This window comes from Ochrobactrum sp. BTU2 (genome assembly GCF_024539785.1).
GTDB lineage: Bacteria > Pseudomonadota > Alphaproteobacteria > Rhizobiales > Rhizobiaceae > Brucella > Brucella anthropi.
In genome coordinates this window covers 863790-889480 of sequence record NZ_JAHWRG010000001.1, presented here as the reverse complement: position 1 = coordinate 889480, position 25691 = coordinate 863790, and the positions used below count along the sequence as shown (strand labels likewise).

The following is a 25691-nucleotide window of genomic DNA, read 5'->3' as shown; positions in this document are numbered from 1 at the left end:
TGCTCCTCCCTGAGAGCGCGGTTTCGACAGGCGACCGTTCGGCGTGAAAGGCCAATTAGGGCGCCCCGCCGGTCATTCAATGAGGGTATGGAATTCATCCCTATTTGATGGGCATTCTGTAAAGCTGCATGACAGATTTTGAAGCCGGTTTTAACGCATATCGCAGAACGCGCGTCAAGTATTCGGCTTCAAATGAGAAGCATCGCATGCATTTCCGAAATAGGCTGGCAGGGAAAAAATCAGCAGGAATAAAGTGTTACCGGCTTGTGCTTATCTGGCATGAAAATGCCGCGCCAAGCCGGATTGGCATGAATAATCTGCGCGAATCCGGTGTAAAGCAGTGGTCCTGCAATTGTGGTGTCAGACCTCATCCTTGCCGATGATCGTCGTTACAGCAGTCTTGACTTTGCTCAGATGCGTTTCCATTGCAGCGCGGGCATCAGCTTCCGATCCCGCCTCAATAGCTTCGACAATCAGGCGATGTTCGACATTCGAAGCTTCGCGGCGGCCAGACATCAGGTTGACGAGTTCAGATTGCTGGATCAGCGCCTCGCGGGCATCAGCGACAATCTTGGAGAAGACCGTGTTTCCGGAAGCCTCGGCAATCGCGCAGTGAAATTCGGAATCGAGCAATTCCCATTTCTGTGGGTCCGTCTGGCGGTCCATCTTGTCGCAAAGTTCAAGCAGGTTGGCGAGTTGTTCGGCGCTGCGTCGTAAGGCTGCCCAGCCTGCCGCCGGCACTTCGATGAACGGGCGTGCCTCGATCAGATCACGCGCGGAATAGCCGCCATAATTCAGTTCGCTCGCGGGGGAAGCATTCAGGACGTAGGTGCCACTACCTGTTCGGGTCTGGGTGAGGCCCAGTGTCTGTAGTGACCGCAGCGCCTCGCGCACGATTGGGCGGCTGACACCGAACCGGCCAGCGAGTTGAGTTTCAGAGGGCAGGCGGGTGCCCACGGCAAGGCGACCGGATGTGATGGCCGAGCGAATATCGTCGAATACAACTTCAGCCGCATTCTTTCGTGTGACCGGATGTGTGTCCGATAACCAGTCGGCCAATTCGCTCATGTCCGAACCTCCGTCAATTGCTTCGCTCCTGTCAAGCAGCTAGGCAATTTTCAGAAGGATATCAATCCCAAAGCGGTTCAAAAAGGCAGATCAAGAGACACAAAAAACTGCGCTCCGGCTGGAGCGCAGGGCTTTCCTATTGGAACTTATCAGGCCGCTGTGGCGGCCGTGTTCAACTTGTTGGCCGACAGGATGCTGATGAACGCTGCACCATAAGCTGTGAGCGGCGCCATCTTGGCAAGCGCGCTCGCAATGGCGTCATGGTGGCTCAGCTCTTCCTCGGAATCGTGGCGGAAGGATACGCAAACAGTTTCGCCATCTTCACCGATGAATTCTACCTGATAGGAATTTTCCTTGCCGCATCTTTTGACCAGAGCATCGACAATTTGCATGCAATCATTCTCCTTCCGAGCCGCATGAACGCTCTGGAATGAAGATGGTTCCATAAAATTTTATCTTTTTGTCCAATCTCAGTTCCGGCTTGACAGGCGGGCTGCACCCAGTGCCGCTGCGAACGCAATGGCAAGCATGACAAAGGTGAATTCGGCAACCGCAGACCATCCATCCGCAACCCAGAAATAGCCGCCCGCTGCACCGGCAACACTGGAGCCGAGATAGTAGGCGAGCAGATAGAGCGATGACGCATGTCCCTTTGTGTGGAGTGCCAGTCGACCGACCAGAGCGCTGGCGACCGAATGGCTGACGAAGAAGCCGACTGTCACGAGGATGATACCCACAATGATGACAGGCAGCGGTGCAAAGAGGGTCAGAAGACAGCCCGCAGCCTGTATGGCAAGCCCGATGGGAAGCACGGTGAAATAGCCGAGCCTGTCGCCCATTCTGCCAGCAAGCCATGAAGCTGCAATGCCGAACAGATAGACCGTGAAAATGGCGCCGAGCGCTGTCTGGCTGAGGCTATAAGGCGCCGTCACGAGGCGGAAACCGATATAGTTATAGATGGTGACGAATGAACCCATCACGAGAAAGCCAATGGCAAAGAGCAGTGGCAAGGCCGGGTTGCGGATGTGGCCGATCCATGCGCCGAGGTGAAACCGTGCATTGAAGCCCGGACGCGGAATGAAGTTCTGCGATGCGGGCAGCAGAAAGAGGAAACCGATGGATGCGGCAAGTCCTAGCAGCCCCATGCCTGCCAGACCGACGCGCCAGGAGAAATACTCTGCGAGCGTTCCGGCAATGACACGGCCCGCCATGCCGCCGAATGCATTGCCAGCAATATAAAGCCCCATTGAAGCGCCAAGGCCGCGCGGGTCGATTTCTTCCGCCAGATAGGTCATGGCGACCGCAGGCACACCGCCAAGCAGCAGGCCCTGCAGGGCACGGATGACGAGCAGCATATGCCAGTCCGGCACCAATGCACTGACTATCGTGCAAAGTGCTGAGCCGAGGAGCGAGACGAACATCAGTGTCCTGCGTCCGAAGCGCTCAGATACGACGGCAGCACCGAAAATTGCAAAGGCGAGAAAGCCTGTCGAAACGGAAAGCGATAAGGAACTGGCCGCGGGCGTGATGTTAAAATCATGCGCGAAAAGCGGCATGAGCGGCTGGACACAGTAAAGCAGGGAGAAGGTTGCAAAGCCGGACAGGAAGAGTGCAATGCTCGCATTGCGAAATGCCGGTGTGCCCTTGACGAGATAATGCTTTTGTTCGGTTGCCGTGGGAGCTGAAACGAGCTTGAGCTGGCTTTCCGGTGTTCTTACGCTGTCGAGGCTGCGTTCTGCGAGGCGTGACATGACTTTGCCTTTTCAAATCCTCCCGCTTTTTGATCTAGTCAAATGCCCGTCATTTGTCCAATATATGGAAGTGACGATTGCAATAGCTTTTGGATATAGCGATGGAACTACGTCATCTGCGTTATTTTCTGGCCGTGGCCGAAGAGGGCAATTTTACCCGCGCGGCTGCGAAGCTCGGTATCGGTCAGCCGCCGCTCAGCCAGCAGATACGCGACCTCGAGAACGAGATCGGGGTGGCGCTGTTTCATCGCGTGCCGCATGGAGCCGAACTGACGGCAGCCGGCACGGCTTTTCTTGGTGAAGCGAAGGCCTCCCTTGCCGCCGCCGAGAAGGCGAAGCTTGTAGCGCAGGGCACGGCGCGTGGAGAAACCGGCAGGCTCGCGCTGGGTTTCACTGCATCGTCCGCGTTCAACCCGACCGTCAGCGGTACAATCCGCAAGTTTCGGGCCAGATGGCCCGATGTCCGGCTGACCCTGACGGAGATGAACAGTCATCTTTTGATGGAAAAGCTGGTCAGGGGAGAGGTGGACGCTGCCTTCATCCGGCCCGGATTGGAAAATTCCAAGGACGTACGCATGAAGCGGCTGGCTGATGAGCCGATGCTGATCGCCCTGCCGAGCCATCATCCGCTTGCCGTTCATCCCAAGCTGCCGATTTCAGCTCTGGCAAATGAGGCATTCGTGCTTTTCCCGCGCATTGTGGGGCTTAGCCTTTACGACGATGTGGTTGAGGCTTGCCGGAATGCGGGCTTTGAAATGATCGTCGCGCAGGAAGCGCCGCAGATGCCATCCGTCGTCAATCTGGTCGCAGCCGATCTGGGCGTCTCGATTGTTCCAACCGCCATTGCGCAGATCAAGCTGGCCGGGGTGACTTATCGTCCAATCGAAGGCGAGCCTCTTCTGGCGCGGTTGGGGCTGGTTTCGATGAAGAACAACCGGTCGCCGCTCATCGATAATCTTACTAGCCTGTTACCGGATCAGTGATCTTCCGTATCGTCGTCGGAAGCGATAGGTTGCCGTCTGTGTCGGCGTTGACCGTCATTTTTGGACATGTATGATGGTTGTCGCGGCGACGTACCTGGGAGGGGACGCTGCTTTTCCATCCTTAAGATAACCGTTCACGAGGGCTCTGACGCCCACAAGCCGAACGGTCGAATTTTGCCCTATCCCGTCCGATTGGAGATTTTCGTGAAAAGACTTCTGATTACCGGTGCTGCGGGCGGACTCGGGCGCGTAATGCGAGATAAACTGGCCGGCAAAGCCGAGCTGCTGCGCCTGTCCGACGTTGCCGATCTCGGCAAAGCCAAACTCAATGAAGAGCTGGTTCAATGTGACCTCGGCGATATGGATGCAGTCATGCGTCTTGTCGAAGGTTGCGACGGTATTCTGCATCTCGGTGGTATTTCGACCGAGGCGTCTTTCAGCAAGATACTCAACGCAAATATCGTCGGGATGTACAATCTGTATGAAGCCGCGCGGGCGCATGGCCGTCCGCGTATCATTTTTGCCAGCTCAAACCATACGATCGGTTTCTATAGACAGGACGAATATATCGACGCAAAGGCGCCCACACGTCCAGACGGTCTTTACGGCATTTCAAAATGCTTCGGCGAGTCCATTGCCAGCATGTATCATGACAAGTTCGGTCAGGAGACGGCAATCGTTCGTATCGGCTCCTGTTTTGAGGAGCCGCGCAATCATCGCATGCTTTCGACCTGGATGTCATATGACGATTTCGCCGGTCTGATTGACTGTGTTTTCCGGGCGCCGATGCTGGGATGTCCCGTTATCTGGGGTGTTTCGAACAACGATTCGGTGTGGTGGGACAACAACCATGCCCGTTTTCTCGGCTGGCACCCCAAGGACAATGCGGAACGTTTCCGGGTCGAGCTGGAGAAGACAACGCCGCGGCCAGCGCCGGATTCAGCACTCGCGGTCTATCAGGGCGGTACATTTGTCGATGAACCGATCCATCAGGATGATTGATCGGAACCTTTCTGTTTAACGGCAGAAGTCTTGTAAGGTCAGGGCTCCTCCGGTTTGATAACACCTTGGAGTGCATATTTTGCTTTACGTACCTCAAAACGAAAGCTAAGCTTTTTATCGTGACGCTTTGGGAGGAGTTCACGTGCAGCCAGAACTATCGGCAAAGAGCATATTAAAGACGCAAAAAATGCGGCAGTTCGCTGTGGGCGGTTGCGCATGAGTGCGCCAGATAAAGATGACGGGCCAGCACTGTTGGAAGCTGTGTCGCTTTCCAAATCATTCGGTCCTGTTCAGGTTCTGAAAAATATCGATTTGCGCATTTTCGGCGGCGAAGTCCATGCGATCATCGGCGAGAATGGAGCCGGGAAATCGACGCTGATGAAGTTGCTTGCAGGCAATGAGCGTCCTACGAGCGGAGAAATCCGCATCGACGGCAAGCCGGTTACTTTCTCGGGGCCAGTGGAGGCCGAAGCGCAGGGCATTGTGCTGGTGCATCAGGAAATTCTCCTCGCACCCGATCTGACCGTCGCGCAGAACATCTATCTTGGTCGCGAGCTTAACCGTGGACTGGTTGTCGATGATAAATCGATGCGCGAAGGTGCGCGCAAGGCCATTCGTGATCTGGGCGCCGATATCGATCCGGATGCGGTTGTAGGCTCCCTGTCGATTGCGCAGCGCCAGTTGGTGCAGATCGCCCGCGTGTTGCTGGTGCCGCATCGTGTGGTGATTTTTGACGAACCGACCGCTTCGCTGACACCGTTCGAGACGGAAGCGCTGCTGAAAGTCATTCGCGACATTCGCGCAAAGGGCGTCGCTGTTCTCTATATTTCGCACCGCCTGCCGGAAGTGAAGGAAATATCCGATCGTGTGACCGTGCTTCGCGATGGCAAGCTTGTTTCAGCACATCTGTCTTCGGAATTGCAGCCATCGGACATGGCCCGGCTGATGGTCGGTCGTGACGTTTCAAAGCTTTATCCTGACCGCGCAAGCCAGCATGACAACGCTGCCATTCTCGAAGTCGATAACTTTAGCGTACCCGGCTACGTGCAGAATGCGAGCTTCCATCTCAACCGGGGCGAGATACTCGGCTTTGCCGGTCTGGTCGGCGCCGGACGCACGGAGCTGATGGAAGGGATCGTCGGTCTGCGACCCGGTAAGGGGGATGCACGCCACAATGGCAAGCCGGTTCATTTCCGCAATGCGCATGAAAGCCAGAAGGCGGGGATCGTTTATCTCAGCGAGGACCGGAAGGGCAAAGGGCTGCTTCTGTCCAAGGACCTGGGCGTCAATCTCACGCTAGCGTCATTGAAGAAATTCGTGAGCGGTTTGCAGATCGACCGCAACCGGGAACGCTCCGCGCTCGATGATGCGATCCGCGAGTTCGATATTCGCACGGGCCGCAAGGACATTCTGGCAGGTCAGCTTTCGGGGGGAAACCAGCAGAAGCTTTTGCTTGCCAAGATGATGATGCTCGATCCGTCCATCGTCATCATCGATGAACCGACACGCGGCATCGATGTCGGCACGAAGGAACAGATTTATCAGTTCATCGCCAATCTGGCCGATGAGGGGAAATCGATCATCGTGGTTTCGTCGGAAATGCCGGAACTGATCGGTATCTGCGACCGCATCGTCGTGATGCGGGAAGGGCGGATTGCCGGTGAGGTGACAGGCGACCGCATGACGGAACATGACATCGTCGTGCTTGCAACCGGCGTTGAAGCCGAAAATGCCGCATAAAAACAATAAAGTGGGAAGTAGATGACACAGGTTGCGACCGATAAAAGCTCAGTGGCGAGGACATCCAAGGATTGGGATTTAAGGGCAATTGCCCCGTTCATCGCGCTCGCCCTGCTGCTTGTTCTGGGCACGATTGCCAACCCGAACTTCATCAGCATCGACAATCTTCTCAATGTCGCAACGCGTAGCGCTTTTATCGCCATTATCGCGCTTGGTGCCACCTATGTGATTTCATCCGGCGGGCTCGACCTGTCCGTGGGCGCAATGGTGGCGTTCGTCGCCAGTATCATGATCCTGTTCATGAATAGTGGGGTGATTGCCGATCCGGTGATGATGCTGATTGCGGCCGTGATGCTGGCGCTGATTGTCGGTGCAGCCTGTGGCCTGTTGAATGGCCTGATAACGACGGTTGGCGGCATCGAGCCATTTATCGCCACGCTCGGCACTATGGGCATCTATCGTGGTCTCACCACATGGTTGTCGCAAGGTGGCGCGATCACCTTGCGCAATCCGGACATTCAGGCGCTTTATCGCCCGGCCTATTTTGGTTCCATTCTTGGCGTGCCGGTGCCGGTTATCGTGATTTTCGTGACGGCAGCGCTTGCGGCATTCGTCCTTTATCGGACCCGCTATGGCCGCCATGTCATTGCAGTCGGATCGAACGAGGATGTAGCACGCTATTCCGGCATTTCCGTCAAGAAAGTGCGTACTATCGCCTTCATCATTCAGGGCCTTTGCGTCGCTGTGGCCGTGCTTCTTTATGTGCCGCGTCTGGGTTCTACCTCGGCCACGACCGGCCTGATGTGGGAACTGCAGGCGATTACCGCCGTCGTTGTTGGCGGAACAGCTTTGCGCGGCGGCGTGGGCCGTATCTGGGGCACGATCTGCGGCGCATTCATTCTGGAGATCATCGGAAACATCATGATCCTGTCGAACTTCGTCAGTGAGTATCTGCTCGGGGCAATTCAGGGCGCGATTATCATCATCGCCATGCTTGTGCAGCGTTCGCTTTCGCGAAGATAGGTCTAATGCATGTCTCCCAAAAGTGGGAACCGGTTTTGGGATGAAGACATGCATGAAAACAAAAGCTTAAAGCGTGTCATACGAGTACGATAAAATGCGACGCGCTTTAAGGATTGGCGGAATTGTTGGGGCGATTCCAGCCAGAGAGGAATGAGAGCCCCGTGTTTACTGGGAGGAAGACTATGCGAGGGAATTTGATGAAGCTTGCTTTCGCCGCCTTGACGGCGGGTGCGCTTGCCTTTGGCAGCGCAGCAAGCGCACAGGACAAGAAAGTGACGATCGGCGTTTCGATCCCGGCGGCCGATCATGGCTGGACGGCAGGCGTCGTCTATCATGCCGAACGCGTGGCGAAGCTTCTGATGGCTGAGCATCCGGGCCTCAACGTCATCGTCAAGACGTCGCCCGATGCGGCATCGCAGGCCAATGCGTTGCAGGATCTGGCCGTTCAGGGCCTCGACGGGCTGGTTGTTCTGCCGACCGATCCCGATCCGCTCGTCAACGCCATCAAGGAAATCAAGGACAAGGGAACCTTTGTCGCTCTGGTCGACCGCGCACCAAGCAGCAACGACAATTCCATCCGCGATCTCTACGTGGCCGGTAACAACCCGGCGCTTGGACAGGTGGCCGGTGAATATATCAAGAAGACCACGCCCGATGCCCAGGTCGTCGTCATTCGCGGCCTGCCGATCCCGATCGATCAGCAGCGTCAGGACGGTTTCGACAAGGGCATTGAAGGCTCTAACGTGAAGGTTCTGGATCGCCAGTATGGTAACTGGAACCGCGACGATGCTTTCCGTGTCATGCAGGACTTCCTGACCAAATATCCGAAGATTGATGTGGTCTGGGCACAGGATGACGACATGCTTGTCGGCGTTCTCGAAGCCATCAAGCAGGCCAACCGCAGCGACATCCAGTATGTTGTGGGCGGTGCAGGCTCCAAGGATATGATCAAGAAGGTGATGGATGGCGACAAGCTTGTGCCGGTTGATGTGCTCTATCCGCCAGCAATGGTTTCAACTGCCATGGAACTCGCCGCCGGTCATTTCTATGACCAGATTCCTGTGAGCGGCAGCTACATCCTCGATGCAACGCTCGTCACCAAGGACAATGCGAAGGATTTCTATTTCCCGGATTCGCCGTTCTAAGGTGCTTGAATACCGTGCGCCTGTCTGGGCAGGCGCACGGTTTTTCTTTTCATTCCCGATATGCAGCGCGAAGCGCGCTCTCAAATTGCTCGATGCCGGTTGATGGCGGGGTCCGGGCAGATTCAGGAGAAATTTGATGAAGACAATCAAAGGCCCCGGGATTTTTCTTGGGCAGTTTGCAGGCGATGAAGCGCCGTTCAACACATGGGATGGCATCACCAAATGGGCTGCCGAAAAAGGCTATGCCGGGGTGCAGGTTCCCACATGGGCGAGCCAGCTGATCGATCTGAGGCAAGCTTCTGAATCGAAGGATTATTGCGACGAATTCGCCGGGGTGGCTCGCCAGAACGGTGTCGAAGTCACGGAGCTTTCGACCCACTTGCAGGGCCAGCTCGTTGCTGTGCATCCCGCCTATGATGAAGCTTTCGACGGTTTCGCAGTACCGGAAGTACGCGGCAATCCCAAGGCGCGTCAGGCTTGGGCGGTCGAGCAGGTAAAGATGGCGATCCGCGCCTCGCGCAATCTCGGCATCGGCGCGCATGCAACCTTCTCCGGCGCGCTGGCCTGGCCGTTTGTCTACCCGTGGCCGCAGCGTCCTGCTGGTCTGGTGGAAACAGCATTTGGGGAACTCGCCCGACGCTGGAAGCCGATCCTCGATCACGCTGACGAACACGGCGTCGATATATGCTATGAAATCCATCCCGGCGAAGACCTGCACGATGGTGTGACCTTCGAGATGTTTCTGGAGCAGGTCAAAAATCACCCGCGGGCCAACATGCTTTACGACCCGTCGCATTATGTCCTGCAGTGCCTCGATTATCTCGACAATATCGACATCTACAAGGACCGCATCAAGATGTTCCACGTCAAGGATGCGGAATTCAATCCGACCGGGCGGCAGGGTGTCTATGGCGGCTATCAGGGCTGGGTCAACCGTGCAGGCCGCTTCCGCTCGCTCGGTGACGGGCAGGTGGATTTTGGCGCGGTATTCTCCAAGATGGCCGCAAATGACTTTGACGGTTGGGCCGTTGTCGAATGGGAATGCGCGCTGAAGCATCCTGAAGATGGAGCGCGTGAAGGCGCGGAGTTTGTCAAGGCGCACATCATCCGCGTCACCGACAAGGCATTTGACGATTTCGCATCCGGCGGCACCGATGACGCCGCCAATCGCCGTATGCTTGGATTATGAGGACGCAATGACCATCGAAGCTAAAACTACGGAAACTGCTGCTCCCCGTATCCGCCTCGGCATGGTGGGCGGTGGGGCTGGCGCGTTTATCGGCGGCGTGCACCGCATGGCGGCGCGGCTCGACAACCGGTTCGAACTGGTGGCAGGCGCTTTGTCGTCATCAGCGGAAAAGGCGCAGGCCTCGGGGCGCGAACTGGGGCTGGCCGAAGACCGCATCTATTCCAGCTACAAGGACATGGCTATTCGTGAGGCTCGGCTGAAAAACGGCATTGAAGCCGTTTCCATCGTAACGCCGAACCACGTTCACTATGAAGCTGCCAAGGAGTTTCTGCGGCGCGGCATTCACGTCATCTGCGACAAGCCGCTGACCTCGACGCTTGCCGATGCGAAGAAGTTGAAAAAGGTCGCCGATGAAAGCGGTGCCTTGTTTGTTCTGACGCATAATTACACGGGCTATCCGATGGTGCGGCAGGCGCGCGAGATGATCGCCAATGGCGATCTTGGCGATCTTCGTGTCGTACAGGTGGAATATGCGCAGGACTGGCTGACCGAAGCGGTTGAGGCAACCGGTGCCAAGGGCGCTGTCTGGCGCACCGATCCGGCGCAATCGGGACTAGGCGGCGCGACCGGCGATATTGGCACGCACGCCTTCAATCTCGCCTCCTTCGTGACCGGCCTGGCGCTCGACAGCCTTGCGGCTGATCTCGACAGTTTTGTCGAGGGACGTCGCCTGGACGACAATGCGCATGTGATGCTCCGTTTTGCGGGCGGTGCCAAGGGCATGCTCTGGTGCAGCCAGGTTGCGCCCGGCAATGAAAATGCGCTGCGCCTGCGCGTCTATGGCACAAAGGGCGGCATTGAATGGGCGCAGGAGGACCCGAACTATCTCTGGTTCACGCCTTTTGGCGAGCAAAAGCGGCTCATCACGCGGGGCGGTGCCGGTACTGGCTCTGCGAGCGCACGCGTGACCCGCGTGCCGGCTGGGCATCCTGAAGGTTATCTGGAAGCTTTTGCTACGATCTATTCGGAAGCGGCCAATGCCATCGAAGCTCATCGCAACGGCAAAAAGCCGGATAGCGCCGTGATTTATCCAACCGTCGATGACGGATTGAAGGGCGTTGCTTTCATCGATGCCTGCGTGCGCTCGTCACAGAAAAACGGCGGCTGGGTCAAGCTTTAGAAATTGACATGGATTAAAAGAAAGGGCGCCAATGGCGCCCTTTTTTGTATCCGTCGATTTAATGGCTTCAAACGTAGCGATTGACGACGTTTTCGAGATACTCTTGGCGGCCGGATTTCGGCTGCGGATTGATGTCCTTCGTTTCGACTTCAGCTGTGATCTGGTCCAGCGAGAGGCCAGTCAAAAGCTTCTTGCCGAAATCGCCGTTCCAGCCTGCATAACGCTCATCGAGCGGCTTGGACAAGGCGCCGTCTTCAAGCATTGCGGCGGCTGCTTTCAGCCCGCGTGCACAGCAGTCCATGCCACCGATATGGCCGATCAGCAGGTCTTGCGGATCGAGCGACTGACGGCGCAGCTTGGCGTCGAAATTCGTGCCGCCGGTGGTGAAGCCGCCTGCCAGCAGGACCTGATAATAGGCGAGCGCCATTTCCGGCACATTGTTCGGGAACTGGTCCGTATCCCAGCCTGACTGATAGTCATTGCGGTTCATGTCGATGGAACCGAAAATGCCAAGTGCACGGGCAAGCGCCAGTTCATGCTCGAACGAATGACCGGCGAGAATGGCGTGGCCCTGCTCAATATTGACCTTCACTTCGCTTTCGAGGCCGTAACGCTTCAGGAAGCCATAAACCGTCGCGACGTCGTAATCATATTGATGCTTGGTCGGCTCCTGCGGCTTCGGTTCGATCAGGATCGTGCCCTTGAAACCGATCTTATGCTTGTATTCGACCACCAGATTGAGGAACCGTCCCATCTGGTCAAGTTCGCGTCCAAGATCGGTGTTGAGCAGCGTTTCATAGCCTTCGCGACCACCCCAGAGCACGTAGTTCTCACCACCGAGCCGTTTCGTTGCGTCGATGCAGCTTTTTACGGTCGCTGCGGCAAAGGCGAACACATCTGGATCGGGATTGGTTGCGGCCCCGCCCATATAGCGGCGGTTGGAAAAGAGATTGGCTGTGCCCCAGAGCAGCTTTACGCCGGTTTCGGCCTGCTTCTTCTCGAAAATATCGACGATTTCGTTGAGATATCGTGTGTTTTCCGCAAAGTTGCGTCCTTCGGGCCGCACATCGGCATCGTGGAAGCAATAATAGGGCGCGCCAAGCAGGGAGAAGAACTCGAAAGCCACGTCAGCTTTGAGCTTTGCCGCATCCAGCTCGTTGGAATACCAGGGACGGTCGAAGGTGCGTCCGCCGAACGGGTCGCCACCCTCCCAGGCAAAGCTGTGCCAGTAGGCGACTGCAAAGCGCAGATGGTCTTCCATGCGCTTGCCCAGCACGATTTCATCCGGATTATAGTGGCGAAATGCCAGCGGGCTATCACTGTCCGGCCCCTCATATTTAACCTTTTGAATGTCGCCGAAAAATCCGGTGCTCATTGTGTCCTCCCGTTCGAATGTCGTCATGTCTGATTGTTTGCGGCAGCGTCACGAACCGGCGAGGGCGTGCAGTGCCGGATAAAGGGCGTGATAGCGCTGATAGGCTTCCTCATAGGCAGGGAGCAGGGCGGCTTCCGGCTCTATCGTGCGCTCCGTACGCGGTGGCGTGCAGACGGCAAATGGATCGACGCCGGTTGCCGCAATGAGGCCCAGTCGTGCGGCACCATAAGCGCCGCCGAAGTCGCCTTCTTCCGGCAAGGCAATCGGTACATTCAACGCGGTCGCGATTGCCTTCAGCCAATAGGTGGAGCGCGAGCCACCGCCGACGGCGGTCAGCGACTTGATATCGGTGCCAGCCGATTGCAGCGCGGCGAGATTGTCACGGATAGCGAAGGCGACGCCTTCCAGAACGGCTTGCGTTAATGCGCGCTGATCGGATTCATGCTCAAGGCCTGAAAATACGCCGCGTATCTTCGCATCGTTATACGGGGTGCGTTCGCCCGAGAGATAGGGCAGGAATGTCGCGCTGCCCGGTGCATTCAGCGTGTCGCCGAGTGCCTTATCGAGTTCATGTGCCGTTTTGCCGACAAGCCGTGCATACCAGTCAAGCGCGCTTGCTGCGGACAGGATGACACCCATCTGGTGCCATGTGCCGGGCAAGGCATGACAGAAGGCATGAACCGCACTTTCAGGCTTCGGCTGATAGGCACCATTTGCGGCAAAGAGCACGCCTGATGTGCCGAGCGAAACGAAGGCATGGCCCGGCTTAACTGTGCCCATGCCGCAGGCCGAGGCGGCATTGTCGCCAGCACCGCCCGCCACGACCGGCTGACCGGCAATGCCCCATTCGGCGGCAAGTCCGGCCCGCAGCCGTCCGGTTGCGTCCGTGCCTTCGGCAAGGCGCGGCATCTGGCTCTCATCGAGGTTGGTCTTGTCCAGAAGCTCGCGCGACCAATGGCGTGCACCGGTATCCAGCCAGCTCGTGCCTGCCGAATCCGACATGTCGGAGACATATTCCCCGGTCAGCCAGAGGCGAAGGTAGTCCTTCGGCAGCAGCACCTTGCGGATGCGCGCAAAAATATCCGGTTCGTTATTGGCAACCCAGACCAGCTTCGGTGCGGTAAAACCGGGAAAGACAATATTGCCGGTGATGGCGCGAAACGCCGGATCGGCATCGAGTTTGGCCGCTTCGCGATAGCTGCGCGTATCGTTCCAGAGGATGCAGGGGTGCAATACCTGATCCTGTTCGTCCAGCAGGGTAGCGCCATGCATCTGGCCGGAAAGGCCGATACCGGCAATCGCTGAAAACTCTTTCGGATGGGCCGCGCGTAGGCCATCAATTGCAGTGCGGCAGGCCTTGATCCACTGTGCCGGGTCCTGTTCGCTCCAGCCCGGATGGGGGCGGGACACGTCCAGTTCGCCATGGGCCGAACCGATCACCGTCTGCGCGTCGTCGATCAACAGCGCCTTGACACCGGATGTTCCTAGATCGAGCCCGAGATACATATTTGCTCCTGTTGGAAAGGCGTTGTGGCCCGCGCGTCAGTCGAAATGCGGCAGGTTGTCTTTAAGGAAAATTTCGATGCGGATGTGTTCCTGTCCCGGAACGATCGCCAGACGATCCGCAGATGCTTTGAGAACCCGGATGGCGCTGCGGATTTCATGGCCCGCATCCTGCGCCAGCACCGCATGGATAATGCCATCTGTCAGCGCTTTTGAGGTCACGCTGTCGCGTTCATGCGCGATGACGAGCGGTCGATTGGATGTATGCTCAGCCAACGCCTTCACAAGACCGCTGTTGCCAGCGCCGAGGCTATAAATCCCGGCAATGTCGCTGCGCTCGTCAAGCAGCTTGCCGACAAGCTGTTCCACACGCGATCCTTCATCGAAGCCTTCCAGAACGGGCAATATCTCGCGGCCCGGAAAGTCTGCTTTCATGGCTGCCGTAAAACCGTCGAAACGTTCCTGATGATCGCGGACTTTCAACGAACCGGCGACCACCGCAAGAGCCCCCTCCGTTCCGTTGGCAAAGAGCCCCAGAAGCCGCGCTGCCGTGCGTCCGGCTGCGCCGTTATCGACGCCGACATAATGCGTTCGTGTGGAATGCCCAAGGTCGGATACGAGCGTGACGGCGTGAATGCCTTGCTCACCCAATCGGGCGCAGGCTTCGCGCACGGGATCGGTGTCGACTGCCACGAATGCAACGCCGTCGGGCTTGCGTGAGGCACATTCGTCCAGTGCTGCGACAAGTGCTGCTTCATCGAAGGCCGGAACGAGTACGACATTGACCAGCACACGCTCAGCCAAAGCCCGTTCTGTCGCGGATTGCAGTTCCGCGCGCAGGCTCAGCATGAAGGTATTTTCATTGTCCGGCAAAATAAAATCGAACTGATAAAGCCGTCCGCGCGCGAGGTTGGCAGCACCCACATCGCGCACATAGCCGAGCGTGTTCATCGCTTCCATAACCCGGTCGCGCGTCTTCGCTCTCACGCCCGGACGTTCGTTCAGCACACGGTCTACCGTGGCAAGGCTGACGCCCGCTGTTCTGGCTATATCATGGACTGTAGGTTTCATCCTCGCTCCTCGATGCGGACCATAAGATCAAAAATGAGGTACGTAAATCAAAAAATGCTTGCTATTCATTTTTCTTCACGTATCAATGGTTCCCGAGGATGGGGCAGTGTGTCTTTTGCACGCTGTCCCGATGGAGTGATCTTGGCGCAAAGCGCCTTTGGGAGGATCAGCCATTCAAGGAATAAGCAGCTCTGAAGAGGGCTGTTTTGTTGTGCCGAACTCCGGGGGCGGAATACGTTCGGGGGCGCGGTTTGGTATCAGCCGGTAGCACGCCGGTGTTGTTTGGAGGAGATTTGCATGAAACGTCGTAATTTTCTGACCGGCGCGCTGGTTGCCGCGGCTTTGGGCATTGGCGCCATGGCGTCCACGCCGGTCTATGCTTCGCCGGAAAACCCGGTCATTGGCTTTTCCATCGACGACCTTCGCGTCGAGCGCTGGGCGCGTGATCGCGACTATTTCATTGAAGCGGCAGAAAAGCTGGGCGCCAAGGTCAATGTACAGTCGGCTGACGGCAACGAGGAAAAGCAGGTCAAGCAGGTTGAAAACCTGATTGCGCAGGGTGTTGACGCCATCGTCATCGTGCCGATGAACTCCAAGGTTTTCGATGCGGTTGTGGCTGATGCCAAGGCATCCGGCATCAAGGTTCTGTCCTATGACCGTCTGATCCTCAATGCGGATATCGATGCCTATATCTCGTTCGACAATGAGCGCGTCGGCTTCATGCAGGCTGAAGCCGTTCTGAAGGCCAAGCCGGAAGGCAATTATTATCTCCTTGGCGGCTCGCCGACGGATAACAACGCCAAGCTTCTCCGTGCCGGACAGGAAAAGGCTCTGAAAGAAGCTATCGATTCAGGCAAGGTGAAGGTCATCGGCTCGCAGTGGGTGAAGGAGTGGAGCCCGACGGAAGCGCTCTCCATCATGGAAAATGCTCTGACGGCTGCACAGAACAAGATTGATGCGGTTGTTGCTTCAAACGACGGCACCGCCGGTGGCGCCATTCAGGCTCTTGCCGCGCAGGGACTGGCTGGAAAGACTGCTGTTTCCGGTCAGGATAGCGACCTTGCCGCCGTCAAGCGTCTGATTGACGGTACGCAGACCGTGACGGTCTACAAGCCGCTGAAACTCATTGCTTCGGAAGCTGCCAAGCTGACCGTCCAGATGGTCAAGGGTGAAACGCCTGAGTTCAATTCCAAGCTCGACAATGGCGGCAAGCAGGTCGACACGCTTCTGCTGACGCCGACTGCCGTGACCAAGGACAATATCGACATCTACGTTCAGGACGGCTTCTACACCAAGGAGCAGATTGAAGGGAAGTAAGCTTTTCCGGCGACTTATCCTTGAGAGAATAGTGGGGCCGGAAGTCTGGAAATCATGATCCAGCTTCTGGCCCCACCAACTTGTCGATGCTGTCTGTGACAGCGTTGTCCGGAACATTTCCGCCAGAAGATGGTGTGGTTTGAAACCGGACGGCTCATTCTGCTGCATTACTGCAAGGTCATATGCGATGTCCGAATATCTTCTAGAGATGCGCAATATCGGTAAGGACTTCAACGGCGTGAAAGCGCTTGACGGTATTTACCTGAAAGTGCGCGCGGGCGAGTGTGTCGGCCTTTGCGGTGAGAACGGCGCAGGCAAATCCACGCTGATGAAAGTGCTTTCCGGCGTTTATCCCCATGGCACCTGGAGCGGGGAAATTTTCTGGGAAGGCCAGGAACTGAAGGCGACGGGCATCCGCGATACGGAAGCCGCGGGTATCGTCATCATCCATCAGGAACTCATGATGGTGCCGCATCTCTCGGTTGCGGAAAACATCTTTCTGGGATCGGAGCCGACAAGCGGAGGCTTCATCGATTATGACCAGATGAATGCGCGCGCGACGGAACTTCTGGCGCGCCTCAAGATCCATGACATCAATGTCGCGCTTCCGGTCTATCATTATCCGGGTGGCAAGCAGCAGTTGATCGAGATCGCAAAGGCGATCAACAAGAATGCGAAGCTGCTCATTCTGGATGAGCCGACATCGGCGCTGACGGCATCCGAAACACGCGTCCTTCTCGATCTCATCAAGGACTTCAAGGCGCAAGGCATGGCCTGTGTCTACATCTCCCACAAGCTGGATGAAGTGGCCGAAATTTCCGACACGGTGACGGTCATTCGCGACGGAACGCATATCGCGACGAAGCCGATGGCGGAACTCACCACGCCAGCCATCATCACCATGATGGTGGGGCGCGAGATGAAAAACCTGTTTCCGCGCGAGCCGCACGATATTGGCGAGGTTGTTTTCGAGGCACGCAAAATCAACTGCTGGGATGTGACCAATCCGGATCGCAAGGTGGTCGACAATGTTTCATTCGCGCTGCGACGCGGTGAAATTCTCGGTATTGCCGGGCTGGTGGGCGCGGGGCGCACGGAACTGGTGTCCAGCCTGTTCGGTGTCTGGCCCGGAGCGCATGACGGTCAAGTCTTTCTGGAAGGCAAGGAGCTGAAAATCCGCACGCCGCGTGATGCGGTTCGACAGGGCATCTGCATGGTGCCGGAGGACCGAAAGAAGGATGGCATCCTGCCGATCATGCCTGTGGGCTATAATATGACGGTCTCCGTGCTGGATCGCTTTTCCTTGCGCGGATTGCTCGACAAGGAAGCGGAACTGGCCACGATCCAGCGCGAAATTCTGCGCCTCAAGGTGAAGACTGCCGATCCGATGCTGGAAATTGCGTCCCTGTCCGGTGGCAACCAGCAAAAGGCGGTGCTGTCGAAGATGATGCTGCCAGACCCCAAGGTGCTCATTCTCGATGAGCCGACGCGGGGCGTCGATGTTGGTGCGAAATATGAAATCTACAAACTGATCTTCGCACTCGCGAAACAGGGTGTCGCGGTGCTGATGGTCTCTTCCGAAATGCCGGAAGTTCTTGGCATCAGCGACCGTGTTCTCGTGATCGGCGAGGGCAGGCTGCGTGGCGATTTCCCCAATGAAAATCTTACCCAGGAGAAGGTGCTTGCCGCTGCAATCGGCAAACCGATGACCAATGCGGCCTGATCCTCGAATAACTCTTTGTTTTCACGCATTTTCCTTATGCAAAACCGCTTCACATCTTTGCTGGAAATGCTCAAATTTGACCGGTGCATGATATGACATTGACGGGCAAAAGCCTTCGGAAGTTTCTGGCGGATTATAAGATTGTCGCGCTGCTGATTGTGGTTGCGCTCATCTGGGCATTGTTTGCGATCCTTACCTATGACCCCGAAATGGGACGTTCGCAGTTCCTGACGGCACGCAACTTCTCCAATCTTCTACGCCAGATGGCCATTACCGGAATGCTCGCATCTGCGATGGTTTTCGTCATTGTTGCCGGCGAAATCGATCTTTCTGTCGGCGCACTATTAGGGCTTTTGGGCGGTGTCGCCGCTGTTCTCGATGTGATCTACGGATGGCCCTTATGGGCGACGATCAGCACGGTTCTGGTTCTCGGCGTGGCGCTTGGCGCTTTTAACGGCTGGCTGACTGCCTATCTCGGCATACCGTCCTTCATCGTCACGCTTGGCGGCCAACTTGTGTTTCGCGGCATCGTGCTCGGCATTATGGGTGGCGTCACCATTGCGCCGATCTCTCCGGAGTTCAAATATATCGGACAGGGCTATCTGCCGGGCTGGCTTGGCAATCTCTGCGCCATTGCCCTGTTCGGCGTGCTGATCCTGATGACGTTGCGTACGCGGGCCAGCAAGCGCAAGCATAATCTCCAGACACTTTCATCCGGGATGGAAGTCGCAAGGCTTCTCGGTATTGGTATCCTGATCCTCGGTTTTATCCTGATCCTCAACAGCTATCAGGGTGTGCCGGTTCCGGTGCTGATCCTGCTGGTGATCCTTGGCGTCTTCACTGTCATTGCAAAACAGACCGTGTTTGGTCGCCACATCTATGCGGTTGGTTCGAACACCGAAGCGACGCGCTTTTCCGGCGTGAACGTCAATTTCGTCAAAATGGCAGTCTTCGCACTGATGGGGTTGATGGCGGCGGTGGCTGGCCTGACAACGACCTCACGCCTCGCGGCAGGCACGCCATCGGCAGGCATGGGCGGCGAACTTGACGCCATTGCCTCCTGTTTCATCGGCGGCACCTCCATGCGCGGCGGCGTTGGTTCCGTGCTGGGTGCACTGGTCGGTGCGCTCATCATGTCGAGCCTCGACAACGGCATGTCCATGCTCGGCGTCGATACGTTCTGGCAGCAGATCATCAAGGGGAGCATTCTTGTTCTGGCTGTCTATCTCGACATCGTATCTTCCGGCACGCGGCGTGGATAAGTGCAGGTCTATATATTAGACGAATAAAATATATTGAGCCCTACCAATCAGCTGGCTAAACTGCGGCCATGACGATGCTCAAGGATATCGGCGGTCTGCTCGCTCTGACAGCCCGTCTTCTGGCACGGTTCTGGCCCCAGCTGCTGCTTATCGGTACGCTGGGCTATATTGCACGCGACTTGCTGCTCGATGCTGCGGTACGCGCGGGCGGATATTTTCCGCTCGCCGGAATGGTCGTGCTTTCGCTGGTCGTACTTGTGAAGCTGCTCGTCGTGGTGACGATGTTCGCCACGCTGCGCCCCGGATTGCCAGCGCTTGCTTCGTTGCGCCAAACCGCTACGGCAGGAACCGCACCGTCGCCCGACAATCGCAAGGCCGACCGTATGCTGATGGTGACGGCAGCCGTCATTCTGCCGTTCTTCGCCTATTACGCCGCATGGGGCTTTCTTGGCGACACAGTGCGCGAATATTCGCGGCTTGCTTTTGAGCGCACAGCCTTTGGCGAGAAGATGCACATATTCGACCTTGTGCGTTCCGGCAGCCTGATCGCGGCAATTTTCGTCTGCTGGCTGATCCGCTGGATTGCCAAACGGGCGAATGAGAAAGTCCATTCACCTTGGTTGCGGCTGTTGATTGTCGCCGCCGACGCAAGCTGGATATTCATAGGTCTGTTTGCGCTCGATAAGTGGAAGGATGATCTCATCCGCTGGATTGGGGCCGGGTCCCTGCTCGATGGTTTCGATGTCAGTGCTGCATGGTTGTCGATGAGCGCTTACGCTGCCGAAAATTTTGTGCCCGTGGAGTTTCAGCAACCGAGCTTCTGGGTACAGGCGCAGAATCTGTTCTTCTATGCGCTCTTGCCGATGGTCTGGCTGGTGATGGCGGCCATCATCTACGGCTATGATCTGTCCGCCAGGAAAGCACCGGTTCCGCCAGCCCCATCTCGCGGAACGACCTTCCGGAAGTGGTTGAGCGACTTCACTGCACATTATCTGGGCGGTTATCGCAGCCGCTACCGGCCTGTATGGACCTGCCTGAAACTTGTCGTCGGGGCAGGGCTTGGAACCCTGCTGTCGTTTATCGTTCTCTACCGTGCCATAAGCTGGACCGGCGCATGGATCTGGTACGGTACGACCCATTATCTTGGACCATACGATATCGAAATTTGGCAACGCATCGCCAATGTTCTGGCTATTCTGATCGGTAGCCCGACGGAGCTTGATGGCGGCATCCTGCTTGACGCAATACGTATCGCACTTCTGGCGGCAGTCCTCGAATATGCGTTGGTGAGCCAGAAGAACAGGGCTATTTCAGAACCAGATGCTCAGGCTGTTTCCCCAGCATAGAGAGCGATAGCGAAAGCTCTCCAACGTTTTCGGGAACAAGAAAGCTCTCGACGATACGAACCGGGGCGCTGCCATTTTCATTGGCAAGATCATAGCATTTCGGCTTGTCGGCGGCTTCCGGTTTCAGTTTTTGGATTACTTGATTGGATACATACAATGTCGACCAGCTGCGGCCTTCAGCGTCCGTCGCAGTTACGAAACAGGGTATCAACTGTTTCAACTGTTCAGTGTCCTGAATAGCCACTTCGATTTCTGCAAGTACGATACTGGTTTTTGGCAATGTGCCTGGAAACTTGTCCAATGCGACCAGTTTCCAGTTGGCACCAGCATAAGTCTGCACATCGCCACGCGGCACGACAATCGGCTCTTGCAGGTTCTGCTCGATCCAGCGCAACAAACCGCCGTCGGAACGCACGAAAACAGCAAGGGGCAGGGCGATAATCAGGAGAGCAAGGCATATCCAGAACGATTTTCGCTCGCCTGAAGAGGCTGCTTCACTCATTGGCTGACCTCCAATTGCCAGGGCATGATGGTCCCCATGCGTTTGATCGCGATTGACTGGCTGACATTGTCCTGCGCCGTGGAGTTCATGCTGATCTGCACCTGTTCTGAAAGAGGGGTCAGTGAAGATTCGGCAATGAGCAGCTTTCCACCTGCGATCTGGTCACGCGGCAATTCAAACACCATCAGTATAGGACGTGGAATCCCCGGCTCCAGCCGTTCAGAGCCGACTATACCGGGCGCATAAGTCGGGCGTTTGCTCATGGCGTAGCGGATACCGTTCGGCCCAAGCCATTCGACAGCCGCGAGGCCAAGGCTCTCGATCTTTGCTTTGGCTGCGGCCTCGATGACCAGCCATTCGCCATCCGTATTATAGGCGCGGGTGCTTCCGATGCCGGGTGTTGTCAGTTGCCGGGCTCGATAAACATTCACGATGCCGACGACGAAACGACTGGTTTCTGCTGGCTTTCCCTGCTGTCCTTCAATGGTTACGGAGGAAAAGATATCGCTGTAATAGGGGGTGGAATGCTGCATGCCGTATAGCGCGGCGACGGCCACGCACAGCATGAGAGTGCTTTTGAGCCAGCCCATCATCCTTCGCTCTCGGCAGATGACATATGAACAGGCAATTGGATGACCGCGATGGGGTCCCGATCAAGCCATGTAGAGGCCCCATAGAGATTATCCCGCTTCTTGTAGATTTCACTGCCAATGAGGAGCCGCACTTCCTGCGGCGGAGTTTCACCTTGCGGCCATTCCCATACTACGGTCAGCTTTTCCGGCATGCCGGGATTGATCGGACTCGCAATCCATTTGTCCTTGATGATGTAAACGATCGGGTCTTTCAGCGCCGGATTTGGCGGATCGAGGGTGAGGAGCCTTCGCGATGCATAGGCTGACGACGCGGAACGATTGTCGAGACTGACATCGACCATGAGGTAGTTTTTGGGCTCGTAAGGTTTCACGCCGGTCGGTGGAACAGAGCTAAAGCGCGCGCCGGTTATCGCCACGTGCCAGCGTCCAGTATCGACCGTCTCGCCGGGGCTCAGTTCCCGCATAGGCTCGGGATTGGCTGCCTCATAAATTGCCGCTGCATAGGAGAATACGCTTGCGGCGGCCGTGCCGATACCCGCAATGACGATGGCAGCCAGTCGCTGCCGGAAGCTTCGACGCTGTTCGTCCGCCATGACACCTCCCTCTGTGCTGGCGATTCAAACGACAATACAGGCCCCCGGCCAAGCCCCCGGTTCCTATAGCATATCAATGCTCCAGCGTCATCTTTTGGCTTAACCTAGGTTAACCTTCCTCGACGAACACCTCGTCGCGCTTCTTGCGTACCGATGGAAGCAGCACGACCACGAGAACGGCCGCAGCTATGGCGAGCAGAATGGCGCTGATCGGGCGGGTGAAAAAGGTTGCCGGGTCGCCGCGTGACAGGATCATGGCGCGTCGCAGATGTTCCTCCAGCAACGGGCCGAGAACGAAGCCAAGCAGCAGGGGGGCCGGTTCGCAGCGCAGTTTGGCCAGCAGATAGCCGATGAAGCCGAAGAAGGCGACTGCGTAGAGATCGTAGACATTCGAATTGACGCTATAAACGCCGATTGAACAGAAAGTCATGATAATCGGAAAAAGCACATAGTAGGGCACTGTCAGAAGCTTTACCCACAGGCCGATCAGTGGCAGGTTCAAGATGATGAGCATGAGATTGCCTATCCACATCGACGCAATCACACCCCAGAACAAGGCGGGTTGTTCTGTTGCAACATTCGGGCCTGGCACGATGCCCTGAATAATCATGGCGCCGATCATCAATGCCATGACCGGATTGGCTGGAATGCCGAGCGTGAGCATCGGAATGAAGGATGTCTGTGCACCGGCATTGTTGGCGGATTCCGGTCCTGCAACGCCTGCTATCGCGCCCTTTCCGAACTCTTCCGGCGTATCGGAAATACGCTTTTCCACCGTGTAGGAAGCAAAAGACGCCAGAATGGCGCCACCGCCGGGCAGGATACCAAGCGCCGAACCGATGACCGTTCCGCGCAGGATTGGCGCAGTCATGCGCTTGAAATCGTCGCGCGTCGGCATCAGTCCCGTGACCTTTGCCATCAGCACTTCGCGCGCATGTTCGTTTTCGAGATTGCGCAGAATTTCAGCGATGCCGAACACGCCGACAGCAACGGCAACGAAATTGAGGCCATCCGCATATTCTGTAATGCCGAGCGTGAAACGCGGTGTGCCGGTGTAGATGTCAGTACCGATAAGGCCGAGCAGCAGCCCCAGTACAACCATCGCCAGAGCCTTGATGATCGAACCGTGCGCCAGTGCCACGGACGACACCAGCCCGACGACCATCAGCGAGAAATACTCAGCCGAGCCGAATTTCAGGGCGATTTCTGTGAGTGGCGGAGCGAAGATCGCCACCAGAAAGGTGGAGACAGTACCGGCGAAGAATGAACCGATTGCCGCGATTGCAAGTGCTGCACCGGCACGCCCGCGGCGCGCCATCTGGTAGCCGTCGATGGCCGTCACTGCGGACGAGGATTCTCCCGGCATGTTGATGAGAATTGCGGTTGTCGACCCGCCATATTGGGCACCGTAATAGATGCCAGCAAGCATGATCAGTGCGGAAACCGGATCGCCAATCTGGAACGTGATCGGAAGAAGCATGGCAATGGTCGCGGTGGCGCCGATGCCCGGCAGAACGCCGATCAACGTGCCAAGCAATACGCCGATAAGGCAAAAGCCGAGATTGGCAAGCGTCGATGCTGTTGAGAAGCCAAGCGCAAGATTGTTGAAAAGCTCCATGCTCGTGCCCCCCTTTAGAACGGCCACCAGGGCCCGAAACGCTGATATGGCAGCGCGAGCGCGTAGCTGAAGACAATGACCGAAAAGACCGTGATTGCAGCGGCAAGAATGATCGCTGCAAGTGGTTTCATACGCATCGAGGCGAAAGAGGCGATGAGACAGGTCAGAAACAGCGACGGTACGAAGCCGAGGCCGCGCACGGTCAGGCCGAAGAATATCGGCGCAGGCAGAATAAAGAACAGGCCGCGCCAAGCGATCGGGCCGATAGGCTCGCCGGAGACACGTGTAGCCTGAATAAGGATGACCAGTCCAAGCAGGATCAGAACACCGGAAAGGACAAGTGGGAAATATCCCGGTCCCATACGTAGCGATGTGCCGAGGTCCAGACCAAGCGACTGATAGGCAAAAAAGGCGCCTGTCAGTGCGAGCAGTGCACCGCACAATCCGTTGGTCGGATCTATTGAGAATTTCCTTGAGGGCTCGTTCATGGCCAATCGTCTTTCGGATTTGCCGTTGAAAGGGCTATGCCGGAAGGTCGGCATATGACGTCGGTCGTGTATCACGTCGACTGCAGTTTGATGTGCAGCCGAAGGGAAAACGACAATCAAGGCGCGTCAAATGACATGCCCTGATTGTTTCCTGTACGATCAGTCCGCGTATTGTCCTGCAGCTTCGATAATCGGCTTCCAGCGCGCGATTTCGGATTCGAGCTTGGCCTTTAACGCGGCCGGTGTCGCATCGGATTCCGGAGACGGCTTTGTGCCGAGTTCGGCAAAACGGGCAACCACATTCTGGTCTTTCAAGGCCACCTGAAGCGACTTCGACAGACGTTCGGTGACTTCCGCCGGGGTTCCCTTGGGGGCATAGATGCCGTGCCAGATGCCCACTTCCATGCCGTCCAGACCGGCTTCCTTGGTAGTCGGAAGGTCTTTCAGTACGTCCAGACGTTCAGGCGAGGTAACGGCATAAGCCTTGATCGTGCCGGCCTGAATCTGCTTCGTCGTGTTGGTGGTCTGGTCACACATGATGTCGACCTGTCCACCGAGAAGATCGGTCATGGCCGGGCCGGTTCCCTTGTAGGGAACTGTAACGAGCGGCGTTTCAATCGCGCTCATGAACAACATGCCGCAAAGATGCGATGCCGCGCCGATACCGGCATTGGCGACCGTCGCCGTATCTTTGTTGGCCTTGGCATATTCGATCAGCCCCTTGAGATCGGTTGGCTCAAGGTCTTTGCGTGCAACAATCGTCATCGGAACTTCCGTGACAAGACCGACATATTCAAACGCGTTCAGCGTGTCATAAGCGAGCTTGCGGTAAAGCGTGGCGCTTGTGGCCATGCCGATATGGTGAAGCAGAAGCGTATAGCCATCCGGATCGGCGGTTGCGACGCGCCCGGCTCCGAGTGTTCCACCTGCGCCGCCGACATTCTCGACGATAACCTGTTGTCCGAGATCCTTGGACATGGATTCTGCCACAAGTCGCGTGACAGTATCGGTAGGCCCACCGGCTGAGAAAGGCACGACCATGGTGATCGTCCGTTCCGGATAATTTTGTGCCTGTGCGGTGAAAGCTGCGGTGGAAATAGCAAGTGTTGTCGCCAGAGCGGCGATAGTTTTCATCATAGCGTCCTCCCAGACTATGTTGCGGCGGGCGTGCCGGTATTCTGAATTTGGTTCCCCACGCCTCTTTGGGCGCTTCGGGCAA

23 protein-coding genes are annotated in these 25691 nt (G+C 56.8%); 11 read left to right on the top strand and 12 right to left on the bottom strand.

Annotated features, from left to right (window positions below; genetic code table 11):
• Positions 1-360: 360 nt before the first annotated feature.
• The 3 genes from KWJ32_RS04090 to KWJ32_RS04080 all read right to left on the bottom strand — a co-directional run bounded on the left by KWJ32_RS04090 (position 361) and on the right by KWJ32_RS04080 (position 2819).
• Positions 361-1068 (bottom strand): FadR/GntR family transcriptional regulator, encoded by a 708-nt coding sequence (locus KWJ32_RS04090; protein WP_012092829.1) that lies wholly within the window; start codon positions 1066-1068, stop codon positions 361-363.
• Positions 1069-1217: 149 nt separating this feature from the next.
• Positions 1218-1460 carry a hypothetical protein gene (locus KWJ32_RS04085; RefSeq protein ID WP_010658600.1) on the bottom strand — a complete coding sequence of 81 codons (243 nt, stop codon included), beginning with the start codon at positions 1458-1460 and terminating at the stop codon, positions 1218-1220.
• Between the two features lie 78 nt (positions 1461-1538).
• On the bottom strand, positions 1539-2819 hold the full coding sequence (locus tag KWJ32_RS04080; protein ID WP_012092831.1) for an MFS transporter: 1281 nt from the start codon (positions 2817-2819) through the stop codon (positions 1539-1541).
• A gap of 101 nt (positions 2820-2920) precedes the next feature.
• Here KWJ32_RS04080 and KWJ32_RS04075 point away from each other — a divergent pair, with 101 nt between their 5' ends.
• The 7 genes from KWJ32_RS04075 to KWJ32_RS04045 all read left to right on the top strand — a co-directional run bounded on the left by KWJ32_RS04075 (position 2921) and on the right by KWJ32_RS04045 (position 11081).
• Positions 2921-3802 carry a LysR family transcriptional regulator gene (locus KWJ32_RS04075; RefSeq protein ID WP_012092832.1) on the top strand — a complete coding sequence of 294 codons (882 nt, stop codon included), beginning with the start codon at positions 2921-2923 and terminating at the stop codon, positions 3800-3802.
• Positions 3803-4006: 204 nt separating this feature from the next.
• Positions 4007-4804 carry an NAD(P)-dependent oxidoreductase gene (locus KWJ32_RS04070; RefSeq protein WP_012092833.1) on the top strand — a complete coding sequence of 266 codons (798 nt, stop codon included), beginning with the start codon at positions 4007-4009 and terminating at the stop codon, positions 4802-4804.
• Positions 4805-5020: 216 nt separating this feature from the next.
• Entirely contained in the window at positions 5021-6544 is a 1524-nt protein-coding gene (locus KWJ32_RS04065; RefSeq protein WP_012092834.1) for a sugar ABC transporter ATP-binding protein, read from the top strand.
• 21 nt (positions 6545-6565) lie between these two features.
• Entirely contained in the window at positions 6566-7567 is a 1002-nt protein-coding gene (locus KWJ32_RS04060) for an ABC transporter permease (protein WP_010658605.1), read from the top strand.
• Between the two features lie 182 nt (positions 7568-7749).
• The gene (locus KWJ32_RS04055; RefSeq protein ID WP_012092835.1) at positions 7750-8712 is read left to right on the top strand and encodes a substrate-binding domain-containing protein; all 963 of its coding nucleotides are present in this window, start codon (positions 7750-7752) and stop codon (positions 8710-8712) included.
• Positions 8713-8848: 136 nt separating this feature from the next.
• Positions 8849-9901 carry a sugar phosphate isomerase/epimerase gene (locus KWJ32_RS04050; protein ID WP_012092836.1) on the top strand — a complete coding sequence of 351 codons (1053 nt, stop codon included), beginning with the start codon at positions 8849-8851 and terminating at the stop codon, positions 9899-9901.
• Between the two features lie 7 nt (positions 9902-9908).
• Positions 9909-11081: a Gfo/Idh/MocA family oxidoreductase gene (locus KWJ32_RS04045; RefSeq protein ID WP_012092837.1), complete on the top strand. Its 1173-nt coding sequence runs from the start codon at positions 9909-9911 to the stop codon at positions 11079-11081.
• A 67-nt stretch (positions 11082-11148) separates the two neighbouring features.
• Here the strand turns inward: KWJ32_RS04045 and xylA are convergent, their stop codons facing one another.
• From xylA to KWJ32_RS04030, 3 genes are read right to left on the bottom strand one after another with little or no spacing between them, the layout of a single operon-like run.
• Entirely contained in the window at positions 11149-12456 is a 1308-nt protein-coding gene (gene xylA / locus KWJ32_RS04040) for a xylose isomerase (protein WP_012092838.1), read from the bottom strand.
• A 48-nt stretch (positions 12457-12504) separates the two neighbouring features.
• Complete coding sequence (xylB, locus tag KWJ32_RS04035) at positions 12505-13962, bottom strand: xylulokinase (protein ID WP_012092839.1); 1458 nt, start codon at positions 13960-13962, stop codon at positions 12505-12507.
• Positions 13963-13998: 36 nt separating this feature from the next.
• Entirely contained in the window at positions 13999-15030 is a 1032-nt protein-coding gene (locus tag KWJ32_RS04030; protein ID WP_010658611.1) for a LacI family DNA-binding transcriptional regulator, read from the bottom strand.
• Between the two features lie 297 nt (positions 15031-15327).
• On the opposite strand from KWJ32_RS04030, the gene xylF reads away from it, so the two are divergent.
• The 4 genes from xylF (at position 15328) to KWJ32_RS04010 (ending at position 20678) form a co-directional block, all read left to right on the top strand.
• Positions 15328-16347 carry a D-xylose ABC transporter substrate-binding protein gene (xylF, locus tag KWJ32_RS04025; RefSeq protein ID WP_010658612.1) on the top strand — a complete coding sequence of 340 codons (1020 nt, stop codon included), beginning with the start codon at positions 15328-15330 and terminating at the stop codon, positions 16345-16347.
• 187 nt (positions 16348-16534) lie between these two features.
• Positions 16535-18070, top strand: a complete 1536-nt coding sequence (locus KWJ32_RS04020) for a xylose ABC transporter ATP-binding protein (RefSeq protein ID WP_012092840.1) — start codon at positions 16535-16537, stop codon at positions 18068-18070.
• Positions 18071-18162: 92 nt separating this feature from the next.
• A complete protein-coding gene (locus KWJ32_RS04015) occupies positions 18163-19332 on the top strand; it encodes a sugar ABC transporter permease (RefSeq protein ID WP_012092841.1) in 1170 nt (389 codons plus the stop codon).
• 68 nt (positions 19333-19400) lie between these two features.
• Positions 19401-20678, top strand: coding sequence for a hypothetical protein (locus KWJ32_RS04010; protein WP_012092842.1), 1278 nt, complete (start codon positions 19401-19403; stop codon positions 20676-20678).
• Here KWJ32_RS04010 and KWJ32_RS04005 read toward each other — a convergent pair.
• From KWJ32_RS04005 to KWJ32_RS03980, 6 genes are all read right to left on the bottom strand, one after another.
• Complete coding sequence (locus KWJ32_RS04005) at positions 20638-21180, bottom strand: hypothetical protein (RefSeq protein ID WP_012092843.1); 543 nt, start codon at positions 21178-21180, stop codon at positions 20638-20640. The genes KWJ32_RS04010 and KWJ32_RS04005 overlap by 41 nt on opposite strands.
• The gene (locus KWJ32_RS04000; protein ID WP_040128716.1) at positions 21177-21770 is read right to left on the bottom strand and encodes a hypothetical protein; all 594 of its coding nucleotides are present in this window, start codon (positions 21768-21770) and stop codon (positions 21177-21179) included. The genes KWJ32_RS04005 and KWJ32_RS04000 overlap by 4 nt, the downstream gene beginning before the upstream one ends.
• Positions 21770-22366 carry a hypothetical protein gene (locus KWJ32_RS03995; protein WP_012092845.1) on the bottom strand — a complete coding sequence of 199 codons (597 nt, stop codon included), beginning with the start codon at positions 22364-22366 and terminating at the stop codon, positions 21770-21772. Before KWJ32_RS03995 ends, KWJ32_RS04000 begins: the two co-directional genes overlap by 1 nt.
• A gap of 109 nt (positions 22367-22475) precedes the next feature.
• Positions 22476-23984 carry a tripartite tricarboxylate transporter permease gene (locus tag KWJ32_RS03990; RefSeq protein WP_010658619.1) on the bottom strand — a complete coding sequence of 503 codons (1509 nt, stop codon included), beginning with the start codon at positions 23982-23984 and terminating at the stop codon, positions 22476-22478.
• Between the two features lie 14 nt (positions 23985-23998).
• The gene (locus KWJ32_RS03985) at positions 23999-24472 is read right to left on the bottom strand and encodes a tripartite tricarboxylate transporter TctB family protein (protein WP_010658620.1); all 474 of its coding nucleotides are present in this window, start codon (positions 24470-24472) and stop codon (positions 23999-24001) included.
• A 159-nt stretch (positions 24473-24631) separates the two neighbouring features.
• Positions 24632-25609, bottom strand: a complete 978-nt coding sequence (locus tag KWJ32_RS03980; protein WP_012092847.1) for a tripartite tricarboxylate transporter substrate-binding protein — start codon at positions 25607-25609, stop codon at positions 24632-24634.
• Positions 25610-25691 lie beyond the last annotated feature (82 nt).

Bases quoted from the DNA above. Each gene is read 5' to 3' on its own strand.
- KWJ32_RS04090 (WP_012092829.1), bottom strand. From the start codon at position 1,068: ATGAGCGAATTGGCCGACTGGTTATCGGACACACATCCGGTCACACGA.
- KWJ32_RS04085 (WP_010658600.1), bottom strand. From the start codon at position 1,460: ATGCAAATTGTCGATGCTCTGGTCAAAAGATGCGGCAAGGAAAATTCC.
- KWJ32_RS04080 (WP_012092831.1), bottom strand. From the start codon at position 2,819: ATGTCACGCCTCGCAGAACGCAGCCTCGACAGCGTAAGAACACCGGAA.
- KWJ32_RS04075 (WP_012092832.1), top strand. From the start codon at position 2,921: ATGGAACTACGTCATCTGCGTTATTTTCTGGCCGTGGCCGAAGAGGGC.
- KWJ32_RS04065 (WP_012092834.1), top strand. From the start codon at position 5,021: ATGAGTGCGCCAGATAAAGATGACGGGCCAGCACTGTTGGAAGCTGTG.
- KWJ32_RS04060 (WP_010658605.1), top strand. From the start codon at position 6,566: ATGACACAGGTTGCGACCGATAAAAGCTCAGTGGCGAGGACATCCAAG.
- KWJ32_RS04055 (WP_012092835.1), top strand. From the start codon at position 7,750: ATGCGAGGGAATTTGATGAAGCTTGCTTTCGCCGCCTTGACGGCGGGT.
- KWJ32_RS04050 (WP_012092836.1), top strand. From the start codon at position 8,849: ATGAAGACAATCAAAGGCCCCGGGATTTTTCTTGGGCAGTTTGCAGGC.
- KWJ32_RS04045 (WP_012092837.1), top strand. From the start codon at position 9,909: ATGACCATCGAAGCTAAAACTACGGAAACTGCTGCTCCCCGTATCCGC.
- xylA (WP_012092838.1), bottom strand. From the start codon at position 12,456: ATGAGCACCGGATTTTTCGGCGACATTCAAAAGGTTAAATATGAGGGG.
- xylB (WP_012092839.1), bottom strand. From the start codon at position 13,962: ATGTATCTCGGGCTCGATCTAGGAACATCCGGTGTCAAGGCGCTGTTG.
- KWJ32_RS04030 (WP_010658611.1), bottom strand. From the start codon at position 15,030: ATGAAACCTACAGTCCATGATATAGCCAGAACAGCGGGCGTCAGCCTT.
- xylF (WP_010658612.1), top strand. From the start codon at position 15,328: ATGAAACGTCGTAATTTTCTGACCGGCGCGCTGGTTGCCGCGGCTTTG.
- KWJ32_RS04020 (WP_012092840.1), top strand. From the start codon at position 16,535: ATGTCCGAATATCTTCTAGAGATGCGCAATATCGGTAAGGACTTCAAC.
- KWJ32_RS04015 (WP_012092841.1), top strand. From the start codon at position 18,163: ATGACATTGACGGGCAAAAGCCTTCGGAAGTTTCTGGCGGATTATAAG.
- KWJ32_RS04010 (WP_012092842.1), top strand. From the start codon at position 19,401: ATGACGATGCTCAAGGATATCGGCGGTCTGCTCGCTCTGACAGCCCGT.
- KWJ32_RS04005 (WP_012092843.1), bottom strand. From the start codon at position 21,180: ATGAGTGAAGCAGCCTCTTCAGGCGAGCGAAAATCGTTCTGGATATGC.
- KWJ32_RS04000 (WP_040128716.1), bottom strand. From the start codon at position 21,770: ATGGGCTGGCTCAAAAGCACTCTCATGCTGTGCGTGGCCGTCGCCGCG.
- KWJ32_RS03995 (WP_012092845.1), bottom strand. From the start codon at position 22,366: ATGGCGGACGAACAGCGTCGAAGCTTCCGGCAGCGACTGGCTGCCATC.
- KWJ32_RS03990 (WP_010658619.1), bottom strand. From the start codon at position 23,984: ATGGAGCTTTTCAACAATCTTGCGCTTGGCTTCTCAACAGCATCGACG.
- KWJ32_RS03985 (WP_010658620.1), bottom strand. From the start codon at position 24,472: ATGAACGAGCCCTCAAGGAAATTCTCAATAGATCCGACCAACGGATTG.
- KWJ32_RS03980 (WP_012092847.1), bottom strand. From the start codon at position 25,609: ATGATGAAAACTATCGCCGCTCTGGCGACAACACTTGCTATTTCCACC.